Annotated in this window: 23 protein-coding genes; 4 read left to right on the top strand and 19 right to left on the bottom strand. The window is 61.4% G+C overall.

Features of this window, described 5'->3' with window-relative positions; genetic code table 11:
• Positions 1–15 precede the first annotated feature (15 nt).
• The 4 genes from galU (at position 16) to So717_RS05305 (ending at position 4,922) form a co-directional block, all read left to right on the top strand.
• A complete protein-coding gene (gene galU / locus So717_RS05320) occupies positions 16–909 on the top strand; it encodes a UTP--glucose-1-phosphate uridylyltransferase GalU (protein WP_159975177.1) in 894 nt (297 codons plus the stop codon).
• Between the two features lie 141 nt (positions 910–1,050).
• The gene (locus tag So717_RS05315; RefSeq protein WP_159975176.1) at positions 1,051–2,067 is read left to right on the top strand and encodes a glycosyltransferase family 2 protein; all 1,017 of its coding nucleotides are present in this window, start codon (positions 1,051–1,053) and stop codon (positions 2,065–2,067) included.
• A gap of 204 nt (positions 2,068–2,271) precedes the next feature.
• Positions 2,272–3,225, top strand: coding sequence for a glycosyltransferase family 2 protein (locus So717_RS05310; protein ID WP_159975175.1), 954 nt, complete (start codon positions 2,272–2,274; stop codon positions 3,223–3,225).
• Positions 3,222–4,922 (top strand): DUF5927 domain-containing protein, encoded by a 1,701-nt coding sequence (locus So717_RS05305; RefSeq protein WP_159975174.1) that lies wholly within the window; start codon positions 3,222–3,224, stop codon positions 4,920–4,922. The genes So717_RS05310 and So717_RS05305 overlap by 4 nt, the downstream gene beginning before the upstream one ends.
• A gap of 10 nt (positions 4,923–4,932) precedes the next feature.
• Here the strand turns inward: So717_RS05305 and So717_RS05300 are convergent, their stop codons facing one another.
• The 19 genes from So717_RS05300 to So717_RS05210 all read right to left on the bottom strand — a co-directional run bounded on the left by So717_RS05300 (position 4,933) and on the right by So717_RS05210 (position 20,398).
• Positions 4,933–5,397, bottom strand: coding sequence for a PTS sugar transporter subunit IIA (locus So717_RS05300; RefSeq protein WP_159975173.1), 465 nt, complete (start codon positions 5,395–5,397; stop codon positions 4,933–4,935).
• Between the two features lie 43 nt (positions 5,398–5,440).
• Complete coding sequence (gene hpf, locus So717_RS05295; protein ID WP_159975172.1) at positions 5,441–6,007, bottom strand: ribosome hibernation-promoting factor, HPF/YfiA family; 567 nt, start codon at positions 6,005–6,007, stop codon at positions 5,441–5,443.
• A gap of 250 nt (positions 6,008–6,257) precedes the next feature.
• A complete protein-coding gene (gene lptB, locus So717_RS05290; RefSeq protein WP_159975171.1) occupies positions 6,258–7,016 on the bottom strand; it encodes an LPS export ABC transporter ATP-binding protein in 759 nt (252 codons plus the stop codon).
• Complete coding sequence (locus tag So717_RS05285) at positions 7,016–7,507, bottom strand: LptA/OstA family protein (RefSeq protein WP_159975170.1); 492 nt, start codon at positions 7,505–7,507, stop codon at positions 7,016–7,018. Before So717_RS05285 ends, lptB begins: the two co-directional genes overlap by 1 nt.
• A gap of 3 nt (positions 7,508–7,510) precedes the next feature.
• The gene (locus tag So717_RS05280; RefSeq protein WP_159975169.1) at positions 7,511–8,119 is read right to left on the bottom strand and encodes a hypothetical protein; all 609 of its coding nucleotides are present in this window, start codon (positions 8,117–8,119) and stop codon (positions 7,511–7,513) included.
• Positions 8,120–8,125: 6 nt separating this feature from the next.
• A complete protein-coding gene (locus So717_RS05275) occupies positions 8,126–9,088 on the bottom strand; it encodes a KpsF/GutQ family sugar-phosphate isomerase (RefSeq protein ID WP_159975168.1) in 963 nt (320 codons plus the stop codon).
• Complete coding sequence (locus So717_RS05270; protein WP_159975167.1) at positions 9,085–9,699, bottom strand: ribonuclease D; 615 nt, start codon at positions 9,697–9,699, stop codon at positions 9,085–9,087. Before So717_RS05270 ends, So717_RS05275 begins: the two co-directional genes overlap by 4 nt.
• Before the next feature lie 92 nt (positions 9,700–9,791).
• Positions 9,792–10,475: a PAS domain-containing protein gene (locus So717_RS05265; protein ID WP_159975166.1), complete on the bottom strand. Its 684-nt coding sequence runs from the start codon at positions 10,473–10,475 to the stop codon at positions 9,792–9,794.
• A 225-nt stretch (positions 10,476–10,700) separates the two neighbouring features.
• The gene (locus So717_RS05260) at positions 10,701–11,831 is read right to left on the bottom strand and encodes a Gfo/Idh/MocA family protein (protein WP_159975165.1); all 1,131 of its coding nucleotides are present in this window, start codon (positions 11,829–11,831) and stop codon (positions 10,701–10,703) included.
• 70 nt (positions 11,832–11,901) lie between these two features.
• Positions 11,902–12,957 carry a sugar phosphate isomerase/epimerase family protein gene (locus So717_RS05255; protein WP_159975164.1) on the bottom strand — a complete coding sequence of 352 codons (1,056 nt, stop codon included), beginning with the start codon at positions 12,955–12,957 and terminating at the stop codon, positions 11,902–11,904.
• Position 12,958: 1 nt separating this feature from the next.
• The gene (locus tag So717_RS05250; RefSeq protein WP_159975163.1) at positions 12,959–14,035 is read right to left on the bottom strand and encodes a LacI family DNA-binding transcriptional regulator; all 1,077 of its coding nucleotides are present in this window, start codon (positions 14,033–14,035) and stop codon (positions 12,959–12,961) included.
• Positions 14,036–14,044: 9 nt separating this feature from the next.
• On the bottom strand, positions 14,045–15,676 hold the full coding sequence (locus So717_RS05245) for a dihydroxyacetone kinase subunit DhaK (protein ID WP_159975162.1): 1,632 nt from the start codon (positions 15,674–15,676) through the stop codon (positions 14,045–14,047).
• Between the two features lie 14 nt (positions 15,677–15,690).
• Complete coding sequence (locus So717_RS05240; protein WP_159975161.1) at positions 15,691–16,686, bottom strand: ABC transporter ATP-binding protein; 996 nt, start codon at positions 16,684–16,686, stop codon at positions 15,691–15,693.
• On the bottom strand, positions 16,679–17,776 hold the full coding sequence (locus So717_RS05235) for an ABC transporter ATP-binding protein (RefSeq protein ID WP_159975160.1): 1,098 nt from the start codon (positions 17,774–17,776) through the stop codon (positions 16,679–16,681). The genes So717_RS05240 and So717_RS05235 overlap by 8 nt, the downstream gene beginning before the upstream one ends.
• A gap of 1 nt (position 17,777) precedes the next feature.
• Positions 17,778–18,140, bottom strand: coding sequence for a bleomycin resistance protein (locus So717_RS05230; RefSeq protein WP_159975159.1), 363 nt, complete (start codon positions 18,138–18,140; stop codon positions 17,778–17,780).
• A 5-nt stretch (positions 18,141–18,145) separates the two neighbouring features.
• Complete coding sequence (locus So717_RS05225) at positions 18,146–18,334, bottom strand: hypothetical protein (protein WP_159975158.1); 189 nt, start codon at positions 18,332–18,334, stop codon at positions 18,146–18,148.
• Entirely contained in the window at positions 18,331–19,269 is a 939-nt protein-coding gene (locus tag So717_RS05220) for a carbohydrate ABC transporter permease (RefSeq protein WP_159975157.1), read from the bottom strand. Before So717_RS05220 ends, So717_RS05225 begins: the two co-directional genes overlap by 4 nt.
• Complete coding sequence (locus tag So717_RS05215; protein WP_159975156.1) at positions 19,266–19,451, bottom strand: hypothetical protein; 186 nt, start codon at positions 19,449–19,451, stop codon at positions 19,266–19,268. The genes So717_RS05220 and So717_RS05215 overlap by 4 nt, the downstream gene beginning before the upstream one ends.
• Complete coding sequence (locus tag So717_RS05210; RefSeq protein WP_159975155.1) at positions 19,451–20,398, bottom strand: carbohydrate ABC transporter permease; 948 nt, start codon at positions 20,396–20,398, stop codon at positions 19,451–19,453. The genes So717_RS05215 and So717_RS05210 overlap by 1 nt, the downstream gene beginning before the upstream one ends.
• Positions 20,399–20,463 lie beyond the last annotated feature (65 nt).

Here is a 20,463-nt window from a genome sequence, read left to right as displayed (position 1 = left end):
TGTGAGGGCATCAGTATGAAACGTAAAGTGACCAAGGCGATCTTTCCCGTAGCCGGGATGGGAACGCGCTTTCTACCCGCCACCAAATCTGTCCCGAAAGAAATCATGACGTTGGTCGACCGGCCGTTGATCCAATACGCCATCGACGAGGCGCGTGCGGCTGGCATCAAAGAATTCATTTTCGTGACGTCGCGCGGCAAGGGTGCCCTTGAAGACTACTTTGACCATGCACCACAGCTTGAGCAGGAATTGCGCAAGAAGGGCAAGACGGAGCTGTTGGAGGTCCTGGAAACCACCAATATGGACAGCGGCGCAATTGCCTACATCCGTCAGCATAAGGCGCTGGGCCTTGGTCATGCTGTCTGGTGCGCGCGCCGTCTGATCGCGGATGAGCCCTTCGCTGTCATCCTGCCTGATGATGTCATCGCCGCCGATAAGCCCTGCCTTGAGCAGATGGTCGAAGCCTATGCAGAGACGGGCGGCAATATGGTGGCCGCGATGGAAGTGGCCCCCGACAAGGCGTCGTCCTACGGCGTGCTGGATGTGTCCGAAGACATGGGTGCCATGGTCAAGGTGAAGGGCATGGTTGAAAAGCCCAAGGCGGGCGAAGCGCCCTCAAACCTCGCCGTGATCGGTCGCTACATTCTGTCGCCGTCAGTGTTGACGAACCTGCACAAGATGAAGTCCGGCGCTGGTGGTGAGATTCAACTGACAGATGCCATCGCTCAGGACATCGAGAAAAAGAGCAATGTTTACGGCTACCGCTTCCGCGGCCAGCGGTTCGATTGCGGCTCCAAATCCGGCTTCCTGCAGGCTACCGTGGCCTTCGGCCTTGATCGGGACGATCTGCGGGATGATCTCTCCGCCTATCTGCACGACGTCGTGAACATGGGTAAAGCGGCGGAATAACCCCGCCTCATTTCCGAATTTTATAGCGGCGCCAAGGGGTTCTTGGCGCCGTTTTTACGCGCCTGATACAATTCCAGGTTGGCTGCGGTCTGCAAACCAGCAATAACAGCGCGATACGACCATGTTTTGAAAGGTTCCGCGATGGCGCGCCCTTCGCCTCTGCAGCGATACAAATTGCGGATACGACGCAAACGCTTGCTGTTGCGCGCCCATCAAAGCCGTAAGGCGCTGACCAACCTGCGGGACAGAACAGCTCAGATCAAAGAAAATGACATCCTGCTGTTTGCCACGATGCGCAACGAGTCCCTTCGATTGCCCAACTTTCTGGAACACTATCGAAACCTCGGCGTGAACCACTTTCTGATTGTCGACAACGGCAGCGAGGACGAAAGCCTCGCCTTTCTGGAAGCGCAGCCTGATGTTTCCGTCTGGCTGACCTTCGACAGCTACAAGGCATCGCGCTTTGGCATGGACTGGTTGACCTGGCTGCTGCGCCGCTACGGTCACGGCCATTGGACTGTCACGGTCGATGCTGACGAGTTGCTGATCTACCCGGATCACACCAGCCGAAAACTGCCCGAACTGACCGCCTGGCTTGATCGAACCGGGCAACCCATGATGGGCGCGCTGATGCTGGATCTTTATCCCAAGGGACCCGCCGATACGCAGGAATACTATGCAGGGGATGACCCCTGCGAGGTGCTGCAATGGTTCGATGCCTATGGCTATTGGGCACAGCGGCAACCGAAGATGGAGGCGCTTTGGCTGCAGGGCGGTCCACGTGCGCGGCGGTTCTTCGGCGCAGACCCACGGCGCGCGCCCACGCTCAACAAGACACCGCTGATCAAGTGGCACCGCAGCTACACCTATGTCAGTTCGACCCACAGCGCGCTGCCTACGCGGCTAAACCGGATCTATGATGAAAGTGGGGTCGAAAAGGTCAGTGGCGTCTTGTTGCACACCAAATTTCTGCCCGATGCCGGTGCGCGCGCGCGTCAGGAGCAGCAGCGCAAGGAGCATTTTTCGAACTCGTCGCTCTATGATGAGTACTATGCCGCGATGGCCAGAAACCCCGATCTTTGGACGCCGGAGTCGCTCAGATTGAGCGGTTGGCAGCAATTGTTGCGCCTTGGCTTGATGTCGCGCGGCGGCTGGTAAGAGTTGGAATCCGCTCATACCGCGCCCGATCTTTTAAAGAAATTGTTACAAAGCTGTTTTTGAGCAATAAAATATCAATAAGTCGCAGTTAACCAAATGCGGCGGTCAAATTTCGCAGGAACTTGGGGGCCGATATCCTCCAACAAACCTGGGGTCGGGGCGGTAAAGAAGGGCTGAAACTTGGGTATCTTAGGGTCTTACCGGATGCGTCTGATACGCAAACGGTTACGAATCCGCGCATATGGCAAAGGATTTCAGCTGCGGCCCGCAGTGGATCGGACGGCCCAGCTGCAAGCTCAGGATATCTTGTTGTTTGCGGTGCTGCGCAACGATAATCTGCGGCTTCCCCATTTCCTGCAGTACTACCGGGATCTGGGCGTGTCGCACTTTCTGCTGGTTGACAATGGCAGTACTGATGGTTCAGCGGAGTATCTGGCGACGCAGCCGGATGTCTCGTTGTGGCGCACGATGGGCAGCTATCGCAAGGCGCGCTGCGGCGTCGATTGGCTGAACTACATCAAGGGCAGATATGGCCATGGCCATTGGTGTGTGACCGTCGATGCGGACGAGCTTCTCGTCTATCCTTTCTGCGATACCCGGCCGTTGCGCGCCTTGACGGACTGGCTCGAGTCCTGCTCCGTCCGTGCGTTTTCAGCCATGTTGCTCGACATGTATGCAAAGGCGCCGCGGGATGATGCAAGTTATGTCCGGGGGCAAAACCCGATTGATACCGCCTGCTGGTTTGACAGCGGCAACTACACGGTCTCTCACAATCCGCTCTACAACAACCTGTGGATCCAGGGCGGCCCACGAGCCCGGACGCAGTTTGCAGACAAGCCCGAACAGGCGCCTGCGCTGAACAAGATCCCGCTGGTCAAATGGCACCGCAAGTATGCCTATGTAAGCTCGACGCATATGTTGCTGCCGCGGGGGCTCAACCTGGCTTATGGGGCGTGGGATGGCGACAAGGCCTCGGGCGTGTTGCTGCATGCTGGTCTTCCCGGGGCAACGACGCTGGCAGACGGCGCTGATCAGAGCACTGCAATCACCGATGGCAGCGCGGGTGAGGCCCAGCCCTGGTGCAGATGGTCGGAAAAATACGTCAACTGGCGCCAGCTTGAGCTTTTGGGCCTCATGTCCAAAGGAAACTGGGCATGACCTTTGGTGTTGTCATGCTGGTGCACACGGCTTTTGACCGGGCAGAGCAGGCGGCACGGCACTGGTCTGCCTTTGGTTGCCCGATTGTGGTTCATGTTGACAGATGCGTCGACCGTAAGACGCGCGATGCCTTTGCGCGCGCTGTCTCCGATCTGCCAAACCTGTCCTTTTCCAGACGGTACCGCAGCGAATGGGGCACCTGGGGCATTGTGGCCGCCACACAATATGCGGCGGAGCAGATGCTTGCGCGCCATCCTGAGGTGAACCATGTGTTTCTTGCCTCCGGCGCGTGCTTGCCGCTGCGCCCGGTCAGCGAATTGGCCGCCTATCTGGCCGCACGCCCCGAGACTGACTTCATCGAGAGCGTGACGACAGCGGATGTACCCTGGACGGTCGGCGGGCTTCAGGAAGAGCGTTTTACCCTGCGGTTTCCATTTCCGTGGAAGCGGCGGCGCGCCCTGTTTGACCGCTATGTTGCCTTGCAGCGGCGCTTGGGCGTGAAACGCAAGATCCCCAATGGCATCGTGCCGCATATGGGATCGCAATGGTGGTGTCTGACCCGGCGCACACTCTCGGCCATTCTGCGGGATCCGTCGCGCGCGCGCTATGATCGTTATTTCCGCCGGGTATGGGTGCCAGATGAAAGCTATTTTCAGACGCTGGTCCGGCGACATGCGATCCAGCTGGAAAGCCGATCGCTGACCTTGTCGAAGTTTGATCGTCGAGGAAGGCCGCACGTCTTCTATGACGATCACCTGCCTTTGCTGCGCCGGTCGGAGTGTTTCGTGGCGCGCAAGATCTGGCGTCATTCGGATCAACTGTATGCGGCTTTCCCGATCCACCGACCAACCGGTCAGGTAGCCCGGGAGCCGAACCCTGGGCAGATCGATCGTGCTCTTGCCAAGGCGGTTGAGACGCAGGCGCCGATCAACCCGGCCCTGCATATGCGCAGCCGGTATCTTTGGCATTCGGACGACACACAGATGACGGCTGCGCCCTATTCAGTGTTTCAGGGGTTCAGCGATCTGTTCGAGAATTTCGAAGCTTGGCTGACTCGCGCAACCGAAGCGCGGGTTCACGGGCATCTCTTTGCGCCGGATCGGGCGCATTTCACATCCGGCCAGACGAGTTCGGATGGGGCCTTAAGCGACAGTGCGACCTTGCGCGACTACAACCCGCATGCGTTTTTACAAAATCTGATCTGGAATACCCGGGGGCAACACCAGTGCTTCCAGTTCGGCCCGGCGGACAACCAGAGTATCAACTGGCAGGTGGCAAAGGATCCGAACGCGCGGATATCGGTGATCACCGGCGCCTGGGCCATTCCGCTGTTTCAGTCGGCCGATGATTTCGGAACGCTGCGCAAGAGGGCGGCCCGGTTCCAGAAAATCGAAAGTGAGCATCTGAAGGTGCTTGGATCAAGCTGGACCAAGGCGCGGATCCGCATTTGGACCTTGGCCGATTTTGTTGCCACCCCGATGGAGCCTCTGCTGACGATCCTGAATGATATCGGATCGACCAGCCCAAGGGGCCTGTCTGAAGTGCCGCGCATGGCCGACCTTGATGGATTTGGAGCCTTTCTGCAAAAGCTCAAGAACGAAGGAATGCACCCTTATCTGGTTGGGGACTTTCCGGTGGAACCTATGCCGCTGGAAGAGGACGATGCGCGCCGCGAGCGGCCCTACCTGGTCGGGTGATCGCGCCAGGTCAGGCGGCTTGTTCGGATTCCGTCGATGTCAGGATCGTATGCAGCGTGGCCGCATCCGGGTTGGCGCGGAGTTTGGCGCAGAGACCTGTGTCACGCAACGTCCGCGACACCAAAGCCAGGGCCTTGAGATGCTCAACCCCCGCATCTTCGGGCGCAAACAGCGCGAAGGCGATATCGACCGGCTGGCGATCAACGGAATTGAAGTCAATCGGCTTGTCCAACAACACAAAGGCGCCGACCACATGGTCAAGGCCATCGAGCCGGGCGTGCGGCAACGCCACGCCATGGCCCACACCGGTCGGCCCGAGGGCCTCTCGCGCAAGCAAGGCATCAAGAACGTCGCCGGATCTGAGGCCATAGGCCTGCTCCGCCAGGTCGCTGAGACCTTGCATAAGACGTTTTTTGCTGGAGGCGGAAGTCAAAACCTTCACCGCCTCCGGCTTGAGGAGAGTGTCAAAATCCATTCTGCTCGTACTGTTCAGGAGGCGGCAGCGCCTCGGAGAAATCCTACTGCGGGTCTATCCAGCCGATGTTTCCGTCATCGCGACGGTATACGACATTCAAGCCCTCTTTGCCTTCGTTTCGAAAGACCAGAACGGGCGCGCCTGCCAGTTCCATCTGCATGACCGCTTCACCGACGGACAAAGATGGGATCTTGGTTTCCATCTCCGCGACGATGATCGGTTGCAGGGTCTCGGGTTCCTGCTCGCCTGAGTCGGCGTCTGATGCGAGGATATATGAGGACGCGCCGTAGATTTCAACCGGTTCGGACCGATCTTTGTGATGGTCTTTCAACCTACGCTTGTATCGGCGCAGCTGTTTTTCCATCTTGTCGCAACAACTGTCAAAGGCGGCATAAATCTCTGTCTGATGGGCCTTGGCCTGCGCTGTCAGGCCGGTGGAGAGGTGCACGGTCGCTTCGCAGACAAACTCATGTGCCGACTTTGAAAACACCACAACCGCTTCGGTCGGGCGTTCGGCATATTTCTTTACGGCTTCGCCCAGCTCTTCTTGCACGTGGGTTTGCAGCGCTTCGCCGATGTCGATCTGTTTGCCGCTGATTTGGTACCGCATAGTCTCTCCTTCATATGGACAACCCGTCCCTTTCCACCTGTGTATCATCACGGGGGGATCAAGGGTCCAAGGGTCACGGAAACCGGCGTTTGCCCTGATGGCGATGGTTCCGGCTCTCATCGAGAGGCCGACTGGTGATCGGACAGGACAGGGACTTGCCATGTCATCATTGAGCCAGAAAAGACAGGCGCGAGTCAAATGAAAGCGGCTGCAACTCTCGTAAAAAGTGTTTTTACGCCGGTGCCTTCATTCAGGAGATCTTGAAGTTGTCGCCCAGGTAGACCCGGCGCACGTTCTCGTTTTGGACCACATCCTCGGGCGTGCCGGACATCAGCACGCGGCCCTCGTGCAGGATGTAGGCACGGTCCACAATTTCGAGCGTTTCGCGCACATTGTGGTCGGTGATCAGCACACCAATGCCACGTTTTTTAAGATCAGCGACAAGGTGGCGGATATCGCCGACCGAGATTGGGTCGACCCCGGCAAAGGGTTCATCCAGCAACAGGTACTTCGGATTGGCCGCAAGGCAGCGGGCAATCTCGACCCGGCGCCGCTCCCCCCCTGAAAGCGCCAGAGCAGGCGCGCGGCGCAGATGCTCGATGGAAAACTCGCTGAGCAGCTCTTCGAGCCGCTCGCGCCGCTTGTGCCGGTCCGGTTCCGCGATGTCGAGAATGGCGCTGATGTTGTCCTGAACCGACAGGCCGCGAAAGATGCTCATCTCCTGCGGCAGATAGCCGATGCCAAGCCTGGCGCGGCGATACATGGGCAGGGCGGTCACATCCTGCCCGTCGATCAGCACGGTTCCGCCCTCGGGCGTGACCAGACCGGCCACAGCATAGAAGGTCGTCGTTTTGCCGGAGCCATTTGGCCCCAGAAGCGCAACCACTTCCCCGCGATTGAGGTACATGGAAAAGTCGCGGATCACGGTCTTCTTGCGGTACGATTTGCGCAGGTGGTCGACGCGCAGGCCGCCCGACCCTTCGGCAACTGTCAGTTCTGCCTGGGTCATCAGTTGTTGCCGGTCTGCAGGATTGTCTTGACCGATCCGCTCATCTGGGCGGTGCCACTTTCCAGTTGCACGGTCATCCTGTCAGCGGTCAGAGCCGAGGGGCCCTGGGTCAGCAGCACGTCGCCGGTCATGACAATCACACCCTCGTCGATGCTGTAGTCGGCCCGTTCGGATTCCGCCGCATCAGGGCCTGAGACCAACACCACATCGCCGGTTGCTTCCATGCGTTCGATGCCTTGGGTATCTTCGCGGTAGACCACCAACAGCCGCTTGGCCGAGAGGCGCATCTCGCCCTGAGTGACAATGACATCACCGGTGAAGACAGCCTCACCCGTGGCCTGATCTACAGCCAGATTGTTGGCGGTCACCTCAACGGGCAGATCTGTATCTTGTTTGATCGCCCCAAAGGCGACCTGCGTTCCTTGTGCAGCCGCCATGGTGACAGCGGTCAGCAGCACCAGAGGGAGCAGGATAAGTCTCAACACCGTCACGGATCAATCTTCCACCTTTTTGGGATCATATATCAGCTTCACGCCGTTTGTGAAAACCAATTGGGCCGGCCCGTCCGTCTCTTGCTTCGAAAGCTGCATAGTGCCTGCAACCAGATCACCTGCGGGGGTGTCTGCGAACACGGTGCCCGGCGATCGCAGGTTCAGCACGGTGACGCGCGCAATAAGCTCCTGGCTGGTGACCACATATCCCTGTGACGTGGTGATCACCACATTGCCTGTCAGGTTTGCCAGATCTTCGGCGATGCTGACAGACGCCCGGTCAGATGTCACGTTGACGGTGCCGCCACCGACCAGGTCGATCTTCACAAAGACGTCCTCGGCCCGGCTGGCACCGGCGAACCCGTTGGGGCTGGTGACCTTGTCGGCAATAAAGGCGATCTTGTCGCCATCTGCAGAGGTGCCGGAATAGTAAGGCCCGGAGACTTGCTGATTCAGCAAGCGATCCTGAACTTCGTTGTCGGCAAAGGGAATGGCTTCGGTTGGGTCAATCACGCGGGACAGCAGAAACAGCGTCGACAGAAGCGCGAGGGCCGCGAGGGGTAGAACCACCTTCAGCCAGGCCACTGTTCTGGAGTAGCGGTCCGCGTTCATGCCGGGCTATCCCAGACCGACGCGCAAGCAGTCGTGAATGCGGATCAGGCCAAGTGGTTCGGGCGGTGCACCCGGATCAAGGACAAAGAGGCTGGTGATCTGCCGCTCCTGCATCATGGCGACGGCTTTCTGCGCCAGAGCATTTGGAGCGATGGTGACGGGTGAGGCGGTCATGACGTCGGCGGCCGTCAGCGAGAGTAGACCCTCCATGTGACGGCGCAGGTCACCGTCGGTGATGATCCCCATCAGGTGGCGGTCTGCGTCGATCACGCCCACCACCCCAAAGCTTTTTTGGCTGATCTCGATCAGGGCATCCGACATCGGGGTCTTAGGGGTGACCAGCGGCAGCGCATCACCGGAATGCATCAGGTCCGCCACGCGGCTGAGCTGCGCGCCGAGCTTGCCGCCCGGGTGAAAGTCACGGAAGTTCTCGGGCGTGAAGGCCCGGTGCTCCATCAGCGCGATGGCCAGCGCGTCACCAAGCGCCAGCGTCATGGTTGTGGAGGTTGAGGGCACCACGCCTGTCCCGCAGGCTTCCTCCAAACGTGGCAAAAGCAGCACCACGTCACACTCCCGCCCGAGGCTGGAGGTCTCGACACTGGTGATCCCCAGCAGGGGAATGCCAAAGCGGCGCGCGTAGGCCACGAGATTTGCAAGCTCAGGCGCTTCGCCCGAGTTCGAAATCGCAAGGACGACGTCGGCGCTGGTGATCATGCCCAGATCGCCGTGGCTCGCCTCGGCCGGGTGCACGAATTGCGCAGGGGTGCCGGTGCTGGCCATGGTCGCGGCGATCTTGCGGGCGATATGGCCGGATTTGCCAATACCGGTCACGATCACGCGGCCCTTGGCGTTCAGCAGAAGGTCGATGGCCCCACGAAAGCGCCCGTCAAGCGTGTCCGCAAGCGTGCCTAGGGCCTCCGCTTCGGTGCGGATCACGCGCCGCGCGGTATCAAGAAACGGGGTGCTCATGAATGGGCAAAGATGTCCGTGTCGGGCCAGCCGTCGAGGTCGAGTTGCGCGCGCATCGGCAGGAAGTCAAAACAGGCCTGTGCGAGGCCCATCCGCCCCTCCCGTTCCAGCATGATGTTCAGCGCGTCTCGCAAGCGGTGCAAGTATAGCACGTCGGACGCAGCATACTCGACCTGCGCCTCCGTCAGTGTGTCCGCACCCCAGTCGCTGGATTGCTGCTGTTTTGAGATGTCGATGTTCAGCATCTCCTGCAGCAGCTTGGCCAGCCCGTGCCGGTCGGTGTAGGTGCGCACAAGACGGCTGGCGATCTTGGTGCAATAGACCGGCGCAGCCAGTGTCCCGAACGTGTGGTGCATGGCCGCGATGTCGAAACGTCCGAAGTGAAAGAGCTTCAGCACCTTCGGATCGGCAAGCAGGGCGCAGAGGTTGGGCGCCTCGGTCTGGCCTTTGGCGATCTGCACCAGATGCGCTTGCCCGTCGCCGCCTGACAGCTGCACCACACACAACCGGTCGCGGTGCGGGTTCAGCCCCATGGTCTCGCAATCAATGGCGACGATGGGGCCGAGGTCCAGCTTGTCAGGCAGATCTCTTTTGTAAACGCTGTGTGTCATGCGCCCCCTATAGCTTGCCTTTTGTCGGTGTGAAAGCACCGCTTATGGGGAAAGACACACAGGGTTTATCACGGCGTGGGGTGGTTTTGACCTCAGCTTTCGGCTGCGGCGGTGTCATTCAGCGCACGCAGCGTATTGCCACCGATGGTGTCGAGATCCGTTTGCGCGGTCGATGCGGCAGGCGCCGCCTGTCGCACCGTCTCCCGGATATCTTCGACCGAGCGTTGAACCGACCGGCACACACTGCACAGGCGGCTGACACGGCTGACGCTGTCATCACTGAATAGACCTTGGTCGCGCGCCGCATCGAACATGGACAGCAGATTCTGCAACTGCATGTCCGCCATCGCCGAGAAATAGCGGATGTTATCATAGGTCATCTGCGTGCCCTTGGATGAACTATCGCCAATGATTTGTATGGCGGTGCCGATCACACGATCCCCTCCCGAGGCCAGGCGCACCGGTTGGATTGTCGTGTCCCACTGCTGCACCCCATCGGGCAGTGTCAGTGTTTCGAGATACCGCAGCGGGCTCTGCGTGCGCGCGCATTCCGCATAGCGCCCCAGAACGACATCGGCCTGTCGTGGTGGCAGCATGTCGCGCAGGGTCGCCCCCCGCGCGGCCTCGGCTTTGACGCCCGTGGCCTCCGCGTGGGCGCGGTTGATGCAAACAATCTGAAAGTCGCTTTTATGTGATGCCCGCTCTGCTGCGAACATCGGGATGGAAAATTGATCAAGTATCGCCGCAAGTTTCTCTGCGGAGCTTGTGTTTAACATGGGTCCTCGCAATCCTTAAAATCAGGAAGATGGCCCAGAGGCCTTGCCAAGTCCTTACGAAAGCCTCGCGGGTTTGAGACGAGTTCTATCTATGCTGCACCTGCAAAAAGCCGTCACACTTGGCAGCTTGGAAAGAGAAATAAAGTCAATAGGATACCCGAATAACGCTTGCGCTATGGGTGTCCGTTTCCCGCTTGTGGACACTGTGTTCGCCAATGCGATGGGTTAATCTGCAAGCGTCACCCAGGCCGCATCGCGCGCCGAGGACCGCACGCAGGCGTCGATAAACTGCATGCCGCGCCAGCCGTCTGTGATCGTCGGATAGGTCACGCCGTCGTCGGGTGCCCTGCCGTTGCGGTGGGCGATGATGGCTTCCGCTGCATCGCTGTAGATATTCGCAAACCCTTCCAGATAGCCCTCGGGGTGCCCGGGTGGCACGCGGCTGACCCGCGCGGCGGCCTCTACCGCGCTGGCACCATTGCGGGTAATCAGGCGCTTGGGTTCGCCAAAGGGCGTGTGCCAAAGGTAGTTTGGGTCTTCTTGCGCCCATTCGAGGCCGCCGGTCTCGCCATAAACCCGGATGCGCAGCGCGTTCTCATTGCCGGGTGCGACCTGACTGCACCAGAGCATCCCCTTGGCCCCACCGCGAAAGCGCAACATCACGTGACCGTTGTCATCAACCTGTCGCCCGGGCACAAAGGCGTCAAGATCGGCAGCGAGGCTCTCGACCTCCAGCCCCGTGATGAACCGCGCGAGATTATGCGCGTGGGTGCCGATATCCCCGGTCGAGCCGCCCGCGCCCGAGCGCGCGGGGTCCGTCCGCCATTCCGCCTGTTTGAAGTCCTGCTCCACCGTGAGCCAGTCCTGCGGATACTCCACCTGCACCACGCGGATCTTGCCAATCTCGCCGCCCGCGACCATCTCGCGCGCATGACGGACCATGGGGTAGCCCGTGTAGTTGTGGGTGAGCACGAAGAGCGCCTTCGACGCCTCCACCGCCTTCACCATCTTGCGCGCATCCGCCAGGGTCGACGTCAGCGGCTTGTCGCAGATCACATGGATATCGCGTTTCAGAAACTCGCGCGCGGCGGCGAAATGCATGTGATTGGGCGTGACGATGGCCACAGCTTCGATGCCGTCCTTCCGCCGCGCCTCGCGGATCGCCATCTGCTTGAAGTCGTCGTAGATACGCGGCAGCCCCAGCGCCTCGCCGGAGGCCCGCGCCTTCTCCGGCGTCGAGGACAGCGCGCCCGCCACCAGCTCATAGCGATCATCCAGCCGCGCCGCGATCCGGTGCACCGCTCCGATAAAGGCGTCCTTGCCGCCGCCCACCATCCCAAGTCTGATCCGTGCCATCCCGTCTCCTCCCGAGGCGCCGCCCCATCTTCATTGTTCCAAAAATATGCAAATCCCCCGGCCCGCCGCCTCAGCCGATCCCCAGCATTTTGCGGTTCGCCGCTTCATCGGTGCCGCCATCGGCGAAATCATCAAAGGCGCGCTCGGTCACCCGGATGATGTGGTCCTTCACGAATTGCGCACCTTCGCGGGCGCCATCCTCGGGGTGCTTCAGGCAGCATTCCCATTCGACCACGGCCCAGCCGTCGAAATCCTGCGCGGTGAGTTTCGAGAAGACGGCGCCGAAATCCACCTGCCCGTCCCCCAAGGACCGGAACCGCCCCGCCCGGTCCACCCAGGACTGATAGCCGCCATAGACCCCCTGCCGACCCGTAGGGTTGAACTCCGCATCCTTCACATGGAACATCTTGATCCGCCCGCCGTAGATGTCGATGTGATCGAGATAGTCGAGGCATTGCAGCACGAAATGCGACGGATCATAGAGCATGTTGCAGCGCGCATGATTGTCGACCCGCTCCAGGAACATCTCGAAGGTCACCCCATCGTGCAGGTCTTCGCCGGGATGAATCTCATAGCAGATGTTCACGTCGTTCTCCTCAGCATGATCGAGGATCGGGCGCCAGCGCTTGGCAAGCTCGTCAAAGGCCGTCTCGACCAGCCCCGCCGGGCGCTGCGGCCACGGATAGACGTAGGGCCAAGCAAGCGCGCCCGAGAAGGACACATGGTTCTTGAGCCCGAGGTTCGCGGACGCGCTGATCGCTTTCATCACCTGATCCACCGCCCAGGCCTGCCGCGCGGCCGGATTGCCGTGCACCGAGGGATCGGCAAACCCATCGAAGGCGGTGTCATACGCCGGATGCACGGCGACCAGCTGGCCCTGCAAATGGGTCGAAAGCTCGGTCACCTCCACGCCGTTCTGCGCGGCCTTCCCTTTGAAGTCATCGCAATAATCCTTGCTCTCCGCCGCCTGCGCGAGATCGAAGAGCCGTGCGTCCCAGCTGGGCACCTGCACGCCCTTGTAGCCGCAGTCGGCGGCCCATTTGGTGATCGCATCCCAGGAATTGAACGGCGCCTCGTCGCCCGCGAATTGCGCCAGAAACAGCGCTGGTCCCTTGATTGTCTTCATCTTATCCTCCCGTTGAGCCGCCCTGGTCAGGCGGCAGATTTTCCTTCAGATAGACATCAATGCGAATGCGCTCCTGCCCCAGATTGATCGGCGCGTTGTCGCTGTTGGCGCGCATGATGCGGATGGCGCTGCGCACCAGATGGCCGGAATCCTGGCTGATCACCGCATCAAAGAGCCCGCGCCCCAGCGCGTCACGCGACAGCGGCGTCAGCTCATGGGCGATGACCACGGGATGCGGCGCAGGCGCTGTCGCGTCGAAATGCCGGATCAGCCCGGCGTTGCCCGCGGCCGAGGAATAGATGCCGACGATGTTGCGCTCGGGCGCCAGCGCCTGCGGGATCAGCCGCTCGATCAGCTCCGGGTCGTCCCGGCCCTCCAGCGAGGCCAGCACCGTCAGATGCGGAAAGTCGCGGGCCATCACCTCGTCGAAGCCCAGCCGGCGCTCCAGATGGTCGCGCGCGAGCATCGAGCCGGTGACCACAAGCACGTCCCCCTCGACCGGCCCGAGAAAGCGGCCCATGAGCTGGGCCGCCGTCCGTCCGGCGGCGATATTGTCGATGCCCACATAGGCGGTGCGCTCTGAGCTGGGGATGTCCGAGACCAGCGAGATGACCGAGACGCCATGGGCGCGCAGGCGCGAGATGCTGTCCCGCACCGAGGGCGTTTCCGGCCCGAAGATCGCCACCCCATCGACCTGCGCGGGGTCCAGCGCATTGATCGCCTCGGCCAGCGCCATCGGGTCGAAGGCCGGGACGCGGGCACAGGACACCTGCGTCCGCTCGCGCTTGAGCCCGGCCGCCAGCTCATCCACCTGCGTCTCGATCAGATCGATGAACTCATTGTTCGCTGCGGGTAGGATGAAGAGGAACCGGTATATCCGGCCGCGCGCCAGATTGGCAGCGGCGGTGTCGCGCACATAGCCCAGATCGGCGATGGCGCGGTTGACCTTCTCGACCGTGACTTGCCGCACGCCGGGGCGTTCGTTCAACACCCGGTCCACGGTGGCAAGGCTCACCTGCGCGACGCGGGCGATGTCGTTCACCGTGGGGTTTAGAGGTGTGTCTCGGCTGGTCTTCATGCGAGAGGTCTAGTCCTTGAGTGCGGCGGCGAGCCCTTCAAAGAGCCGGGCGACGGCCTCGGCGCCAGGATCATTATGGCCGATCAGGTTTTCTTCAGGAACGTAAGAGGCGCGCCCCGCTTTTGCGCGCGTCATCTGCGCAGTTCCATTCGCACCCGTGCGGGCAGCATGCGCGGCAGCATCAACGCCCTGCGAAAGCGCGTCCAGCGCGGGGTGCAGCGCGTCGATCATGGTGCGGTCGCCAATCTCTGCGCCGCCCACTTCGCTGATCCGCTTGAGCCCCGCGCGCAGGGCCTCGGGCGTGGGTTTGCCATTGGCGCAGGCATCGCCTGTCGCACCAAAGAAGATCGCCAGGATGACGCCGGAGGAGCCGCCCATGGTCTGGCTCAGCTCATTGCCCACCGCACGGAACAGCTGCGTGAGGTCTGCGAGCGGCATCCTGTCCATCGCGCCTTTCAGCGCGCGGGCAGCGGTGGCGAGCGTGCTGCCGGTGTCGCCATCGCCGGATTTGGCGTCGAGCGTGTTCAGATCGGTCTCCGCCGCGATCAGCAGGTCGCAGCAGGTTTCAATCAGGCTGCGCGTGGCCGGATGGTCTGAGGGGATCGGCTGGATCGGGCTGAGCCCGTCGGGCAGGGGCTTGACATCTACTGTGCCCAGCGAGGAGAGCCCGGGCCAGTCGCACAGGGGCACAGGACGCTCCAGACCGGCTTTTGTGTCCTCCGTCAGCGGCAGGACCGAGACGGAAAACCCGTGCATGTCAAGCGAGGTCATCAGTGGCGCCGGGCCGATGATCGCGGTGATCGCTTTTGCCTTCTCGGAGGTCGCCAGCGCGTGGGTGAGCACGGACATCTCCAACGGTGTAGTGCTGCCGAGGTTGTTCAGCAGCGCCACATGCGGGCCGTCGGACATATGCGGCGCCAGCTTGTCGAGTACCATCTCCATCGCGCGGGTTGCCCCGGAGAAATCGACTTGCTCGACCCCCGCTTCACCGTGGATGCCAAGGCCCAGCTCGGCCTTGCCAGGCGCGATACGGTCCTCCCTGGCGGAGCCCGGAACGGTGCAGGTGTCGAGGGATTTGCCAATGGAGGCCATCTGGCCGATGATCTGTTCTGCCGTTGTCGTGATGGCGTCGAGATCAGCGCCGTCCTCGGCCAGGGCGCCTGCGACCTTATGCACGAAGAGGGTGCCTGCGACGCCGCGGGCCTGCGGCAGGTCGGGCAGGGCGATGTCGTCATCCACCACAACCATGGAGACCTTCAAACCATACGCACGCGCACGTTCCGCCGCCAGGCCGAAGTTCAACCGGTCGCCGGTGTAGTTCTTCACGATCAGCAGGCAGCCCGCTTCACCCGTCACGGCGAGGATGCCCGCCAGCACCGCGTCGACCGAAGGCGAGGCAAAGACCTCTCCGCAGACCGCAGCGGTCAGCATGCCTTCACCCACGAAGCCCGCATGTGCCGGTTCGTGCCCTGACCCGCCCCCGGAGATCAGCGCGACGCGTGATTTGTCCCAATCGCTGCGGCAGACCACCTTGATATGCGGGTAGCCGTCGAGCCGGTGGAGCCGCCCGCCGGACGCCGCGAGGAGACCGTCAATCGCATCGGTGACCAGCGTTTCCTTGTCGTTGATGAACTGGGCCATGGTCGTCTCCTTCGTCAGTAAATCCGGTCGCCTTGCGCGTCGAAGCACAACGGGTCTTCCGGCGCGATGTTCAGCGTGCTGCCGGGGGCGTAGTCGGCGTGCGGGTCAGCGAGCGTGATGATGTCATGCCCATCAAGATTGAGGTGCAGCCGGGTGTGATCGCCAAGCCGCTCCAGCCGGTTGATCCGTGCTGCCCGGCCTTCGCCCTGCGCGACATGCTCAGGCCGCAACCCGATGTGATGCGCGCCCTTCGGAGCCGCGCCAAAAAGATCAGCCGGCAGGATGTTGATGCGCGGCTGCCCAAGGCGCGAGGCGACGTAAACGGAATTTGGGTTCTCATAGATCTCGCGCGGCGTGCCGAATTGCACCAGCCGCCCTTCGTTCAGCACGCCCACATGCGTCGCCATGGTCATCGCCTCGATCTGGTCGTGGGTGACGTAGAGGATTGTGGCACCGAGGCTCGCCTGAATGCGTTTGAGCTCGATCCGCAGATCGGTGCGCAGCTTGGCGTCGAGCGAACTCAGCGGTTCGTCCATCAGGTAGACCTGCGGCTCGCGCACCAACGCGCGCCCGATGGAGACCCGCTGCATCTCGCCCCCCGAGAGGGCCGTGGCCTTGTTGTCGAGCTTGTGGCTGATCTGGAGCACCTGCGCGACCTCGGTCACCTTGCGGTCGATCTCGGGACGCGGTGTGTTCAGGATCGGGGATTTCAGCGGGAATTCGAGGTTCTCTCGCACGGTAAGATGCGGGTAGAGCGAATACTGCTGGAAGACCATCGCCACGTCGCGCTGCGCCGGTGTCTCACTGCCCACATCGCGCCCGCCGATGTGAATGCTGCCCGAGTCGAGTGCCTCGAGCCCGGAGATGAGGCGCAGGGTTGTGGTCTTGCCCGCGCCCGTGGGCCCGAGCAGCACGACAAAGGCGCCGTCGGGGATGGTCATGTCGATGTCCGCGACGCCCACGGTGTCGCCGAAGGATTTCGAGACGCCTTTCAGGACCACCTCAGCCATGGGTCACGATCCCCTCGTTGAGTTCAGAGCGCAGCGCGCGGCCAGAGGTATCGTCGAAGAGCGTGACGGCTTCGCCCTTGAACCCGAGGCCGATTTTTTCGCCAACCGTTGCGATTTGTCCCGCGGGAACACGGGCCTTGAGCTCGCCGTTCGGCGTGTCCAGCGTGATGATCTGCGTGGTGCCAAGATACTCGGTGGCGCGCACTTCGCCGCGATACGCACCGGCATCCGAGAGGGTCACATGCTCGGGCCGGACGCCGAAGATGAGCTGCCCCGAGGCGCCCTGATGCTGGCGGGGCACGGTCATCGATTGCCCTTGCATCTCAATGCGTTGCGCACCCTCAGCCACTGTGCCCTCGAACGCCAGGAAGTTCATGGAGGGTGAACCGATGAAGTCGGCCACGAACATGGTGGCAGGCTTGTCATAGATCTCCTGCGGGGTGCCGAACTGCTCGACCACGGAGTTGTTCATGACCACGATCTTGTCGCCCATCTGCATGGCCTCCAACTGGTCATGGGTGACGTAGACCGTGGTGGCGCCCATGCGGTCGTGCAGGGCGCGCAGCTCTTCGGCCATATGCTCGCGGAACTCCGCATCCAGCGCGCCCAGGGGTTCGTCCATCATGAAGGCTTTGGGGTCGCGCACGATGGCGCGGCCCAGGGCGACGCGCTGGCGGTCGCCGCCGGAGAGGCCGCCGACGGGCTTTTTCAGGATGTCTCGAATGCCAAGGATGCGCGCCACATCCTCGACCTTTTCACGTACGGCGGCGCGGGGCATCCCCTGGCTCACCAGCGGGTAGCTGAGGTTCTTGTAGACATTCATATGCGGGTAGAGCGCGAACATCTGAAAGACAAAGGCGATGTCGCGCTGGCTGGGCGGGCGCTGGCTGATCTCTTCGCCGTCGAGGTAGATCTCGCCGGAGGTGGGCAGCTCCAGCCCGGCGATCATGCGCAGGGTCGTCGTCTTGCCGCAGCCCGAGGGGCCGAGCAGCATGAAGAACTCGCCATCTTCAATGGTGAAGCTCGACTCCTTCACCGCGACGAAATCGCCGAATTCCTTGCGGACGTTTTTGATAACGATCTGGGCCATATCAGATATCCTGCCCGATACGGAGGATGTTGCCGTCCGGATCCCAGATCACAGCTTCGCGCATGCCCCAGGGTTTATCCTCCGCCGGCCAGAAACGTGGAAAACCGCCTTTGTCTGGCAGGTTGAGGGACGCCACCTCCGCCGAGAACACATCGACATGCACCGGCCGCAGGTAAGCGCCATGGTCGCTGTGTTCAGGGCGTTGACCCGGACAATAGAAGAAATGGATTTCGACCTGATCACGGTTCATAAGCATGTATTGATCAGGCTGCTTGTACTGGGTCTTGAAGCCAATGCTCGTATAGAAACCCTCCGTTCGAGCAAAGTCGGAGGACGGCAGGATCGGACAGATTTGCTCAAGCATGTAATCTACTCCGGGAAGTGGCTGACAATGATGAACATCACGGTGCCAACCAGCGTTGTTATGAAGGAATAGGTGAAGGCCCACATCACAAAGGGCTGCATCAGCATAAAGACGCCAAGCGCGATGATTATGGTCGCCAGCATTTCCCATGGGCCGCGGCGCAGACGAAGGAGACCCGAGATGAAACTACTCATTTCCGTACGGCTCCGAACGTTATGCCGCGCAGCAGGTGCTTGCGCAGGGCGACCGTGAAGATCATCACCGGCAGAAGGAAGATCGTCGCCCCCGCGGCCACAGCGGGCCAATCGAGGCCACCTACGCCGATGATCGTGGGGATGAAGGGTGGGGCGGTCTGCGCGGTGCCGGAGGTCAGCAGCACCGCAAAGGCATATTCGTTCCAGGCGAAGATCAGGCAGAAGATCGCGGTGGAGGCGATGCCGGTCGCGGCCTGAGGCAGGACGACTTTGTAGAAGGCCTGAAAGCGGGTGTAGCCGTCGATCAGCGCGGCTTCCTCGTATTCGGTCGGGATCCCGTCGATGAAGCTTTTCAGAAGCCAAACCGCGAGAGAGATGTTCACCGCCGTGTAGAGCAGGATCATGCCCAGATGCGTGTCTGACAGACCCAACTCGCGGTACATCAGGAAGATCGGGATGGCGACCGCAATGGGCGGCATCATCCGGGTGGAGAGGATGAAGAAGAGCAGGTCATCGGCGAGCGGGATGCGGAAGCGGCTGAAGGCGTAGGCCGCCAGCGTGCCGAGAAAGACGCTGAGGAAGGTCGAGCCGAAGCCGATGATCACCGAGTTGAGGAACCGCTCGCCGAATTTCGAGGGGCCCGCGATGACCATATCGTATTGGCGCACGATTTCCTCGTACCATGTCTCGGGCGGGTTGGCGGCGAGGAACTCATCGGTCTGCCGGGTGCGGGTGGTGAAGAGGTTCACATAGCCTTCGAGTGTCGGGTCGAAGATCACCTTCGGCGGGTAGCTGATCGCATCCGCCGGCGATTTGAAGCCGGTGAGCATGATCCAGACGAGCGGCATCATGGTGATGAGCGCATAGAGGATCACAAGCGACCCTGCGACCCATTTGGTCCGTGCGCCCGGTTCCGTGACGGAGAAGCCGCTCATGTTGGTGTCTCTGTCAGGTCAGCCTGCGGATCAGCGATTTGCATACCCTCGATTGTGGCGGGTGCCGTGTCGGTGTTGGCGTGGTCTGCCAACGATGCAAAGGCCAGCGCCAGCGGGGTCAGCGGGGCGGCCCAGCTGGTCCGATGGGAGCCTTTGGGCAGGCGGATTTCAAACAGGGTCATCACCGCTCCTTCACCTTGTTGAGGGCTTTCACGTAGATGGACGCAAGGCCGAAGACGGTCACGAAGAGGATGATCGCGTAGGCCGATGCATAGCCTGTGCGCCATTTCTCGAAGGCCTCGCGCTTGAGGTTGATCGACGTAAGTTCGGTGGTGGAGCCGGGGCCGCCGCCGGTGAGCTGCACCACCAGATCGAACATCTTGAAGTTCTCGATGCCCCGGAAGAGCACGGCGAGCATGAGGAACGGCATCACCATCGGCACGGTGATCGTCCAGAACTGCCGCCATTTGGAGGCGCGGTCGATCTCGGCGGCCTCGTAGATGTAATCCGGGATCGAGCGCAGCCCGGCGAGGCAGATCAGCATTACGAAAGGCGTCCACATCCAGGTGTCGACGATCACGATCGACCAGGGCGCGAGGGTCACCTGCCCCAGCATCTCGAAGCTGGAGGGGTCACGCCCGGTGAAGAAGGCAATGATGTAGTTGAAAAGCCCGATTTGCGGCTGGTAGAGGAATTTCCAGAAGTTTCCGACCACCGCTGGGGACAGCATCATCGGCAACACGATGATCGTGGTCCAGAGGTCGTTGCCCTTGAACTTTTTGTTGATCAGATAGGCCAGCGCAAAACCGATCAGCACCTGTAGCAGGATCGTCCAGAAGAGGAAATGAGCGGTGGCTTGCATGTTCAGCCAGATGTCGGTGTCGGTCAGGATGCGTTCGTAGTTGCGCAGACCGACATATTCGACCTCGCGATTGGGCCGATTGGCGCGAAAATTGGTGAAGCTGAGGTTGATCGTCCAGATCAGCGGAAAGATGTTGATGGCCAGCAGCAGGAAGATCGTGGGGCCTACGAAAATCCAGGCGATGGCCCGGTCGCTGAGGCCGCGGATCTTGCGCGCCACAGTGGGCGGTGTGGCCTCAGCGGCGCGGGTGATCGGGGCTTGGGTCACGTGGCACAACTTTCCCGTCGCAGGGCAGGCCAGTGGGCCAACTCTGCGGTGTGAACAGGCAGGTA

Source organism: Roseobacter cerasinus (assembly GCF_009811755.1).
In the GTDB taxonomy this organism is placed as follows: domain Bacteria; phylum Pseudomonadota; class Alphaproteobacteria; order Rhodobacterales; family Rhodobacteraceae; genus Roseobacter; species Roseobacter cerasinus.
The sequence above is the reverse complement of the archived record's forward strand: the minus strand, read 5'-3'. Positions and strand labels throughout refer to the sequence as shown.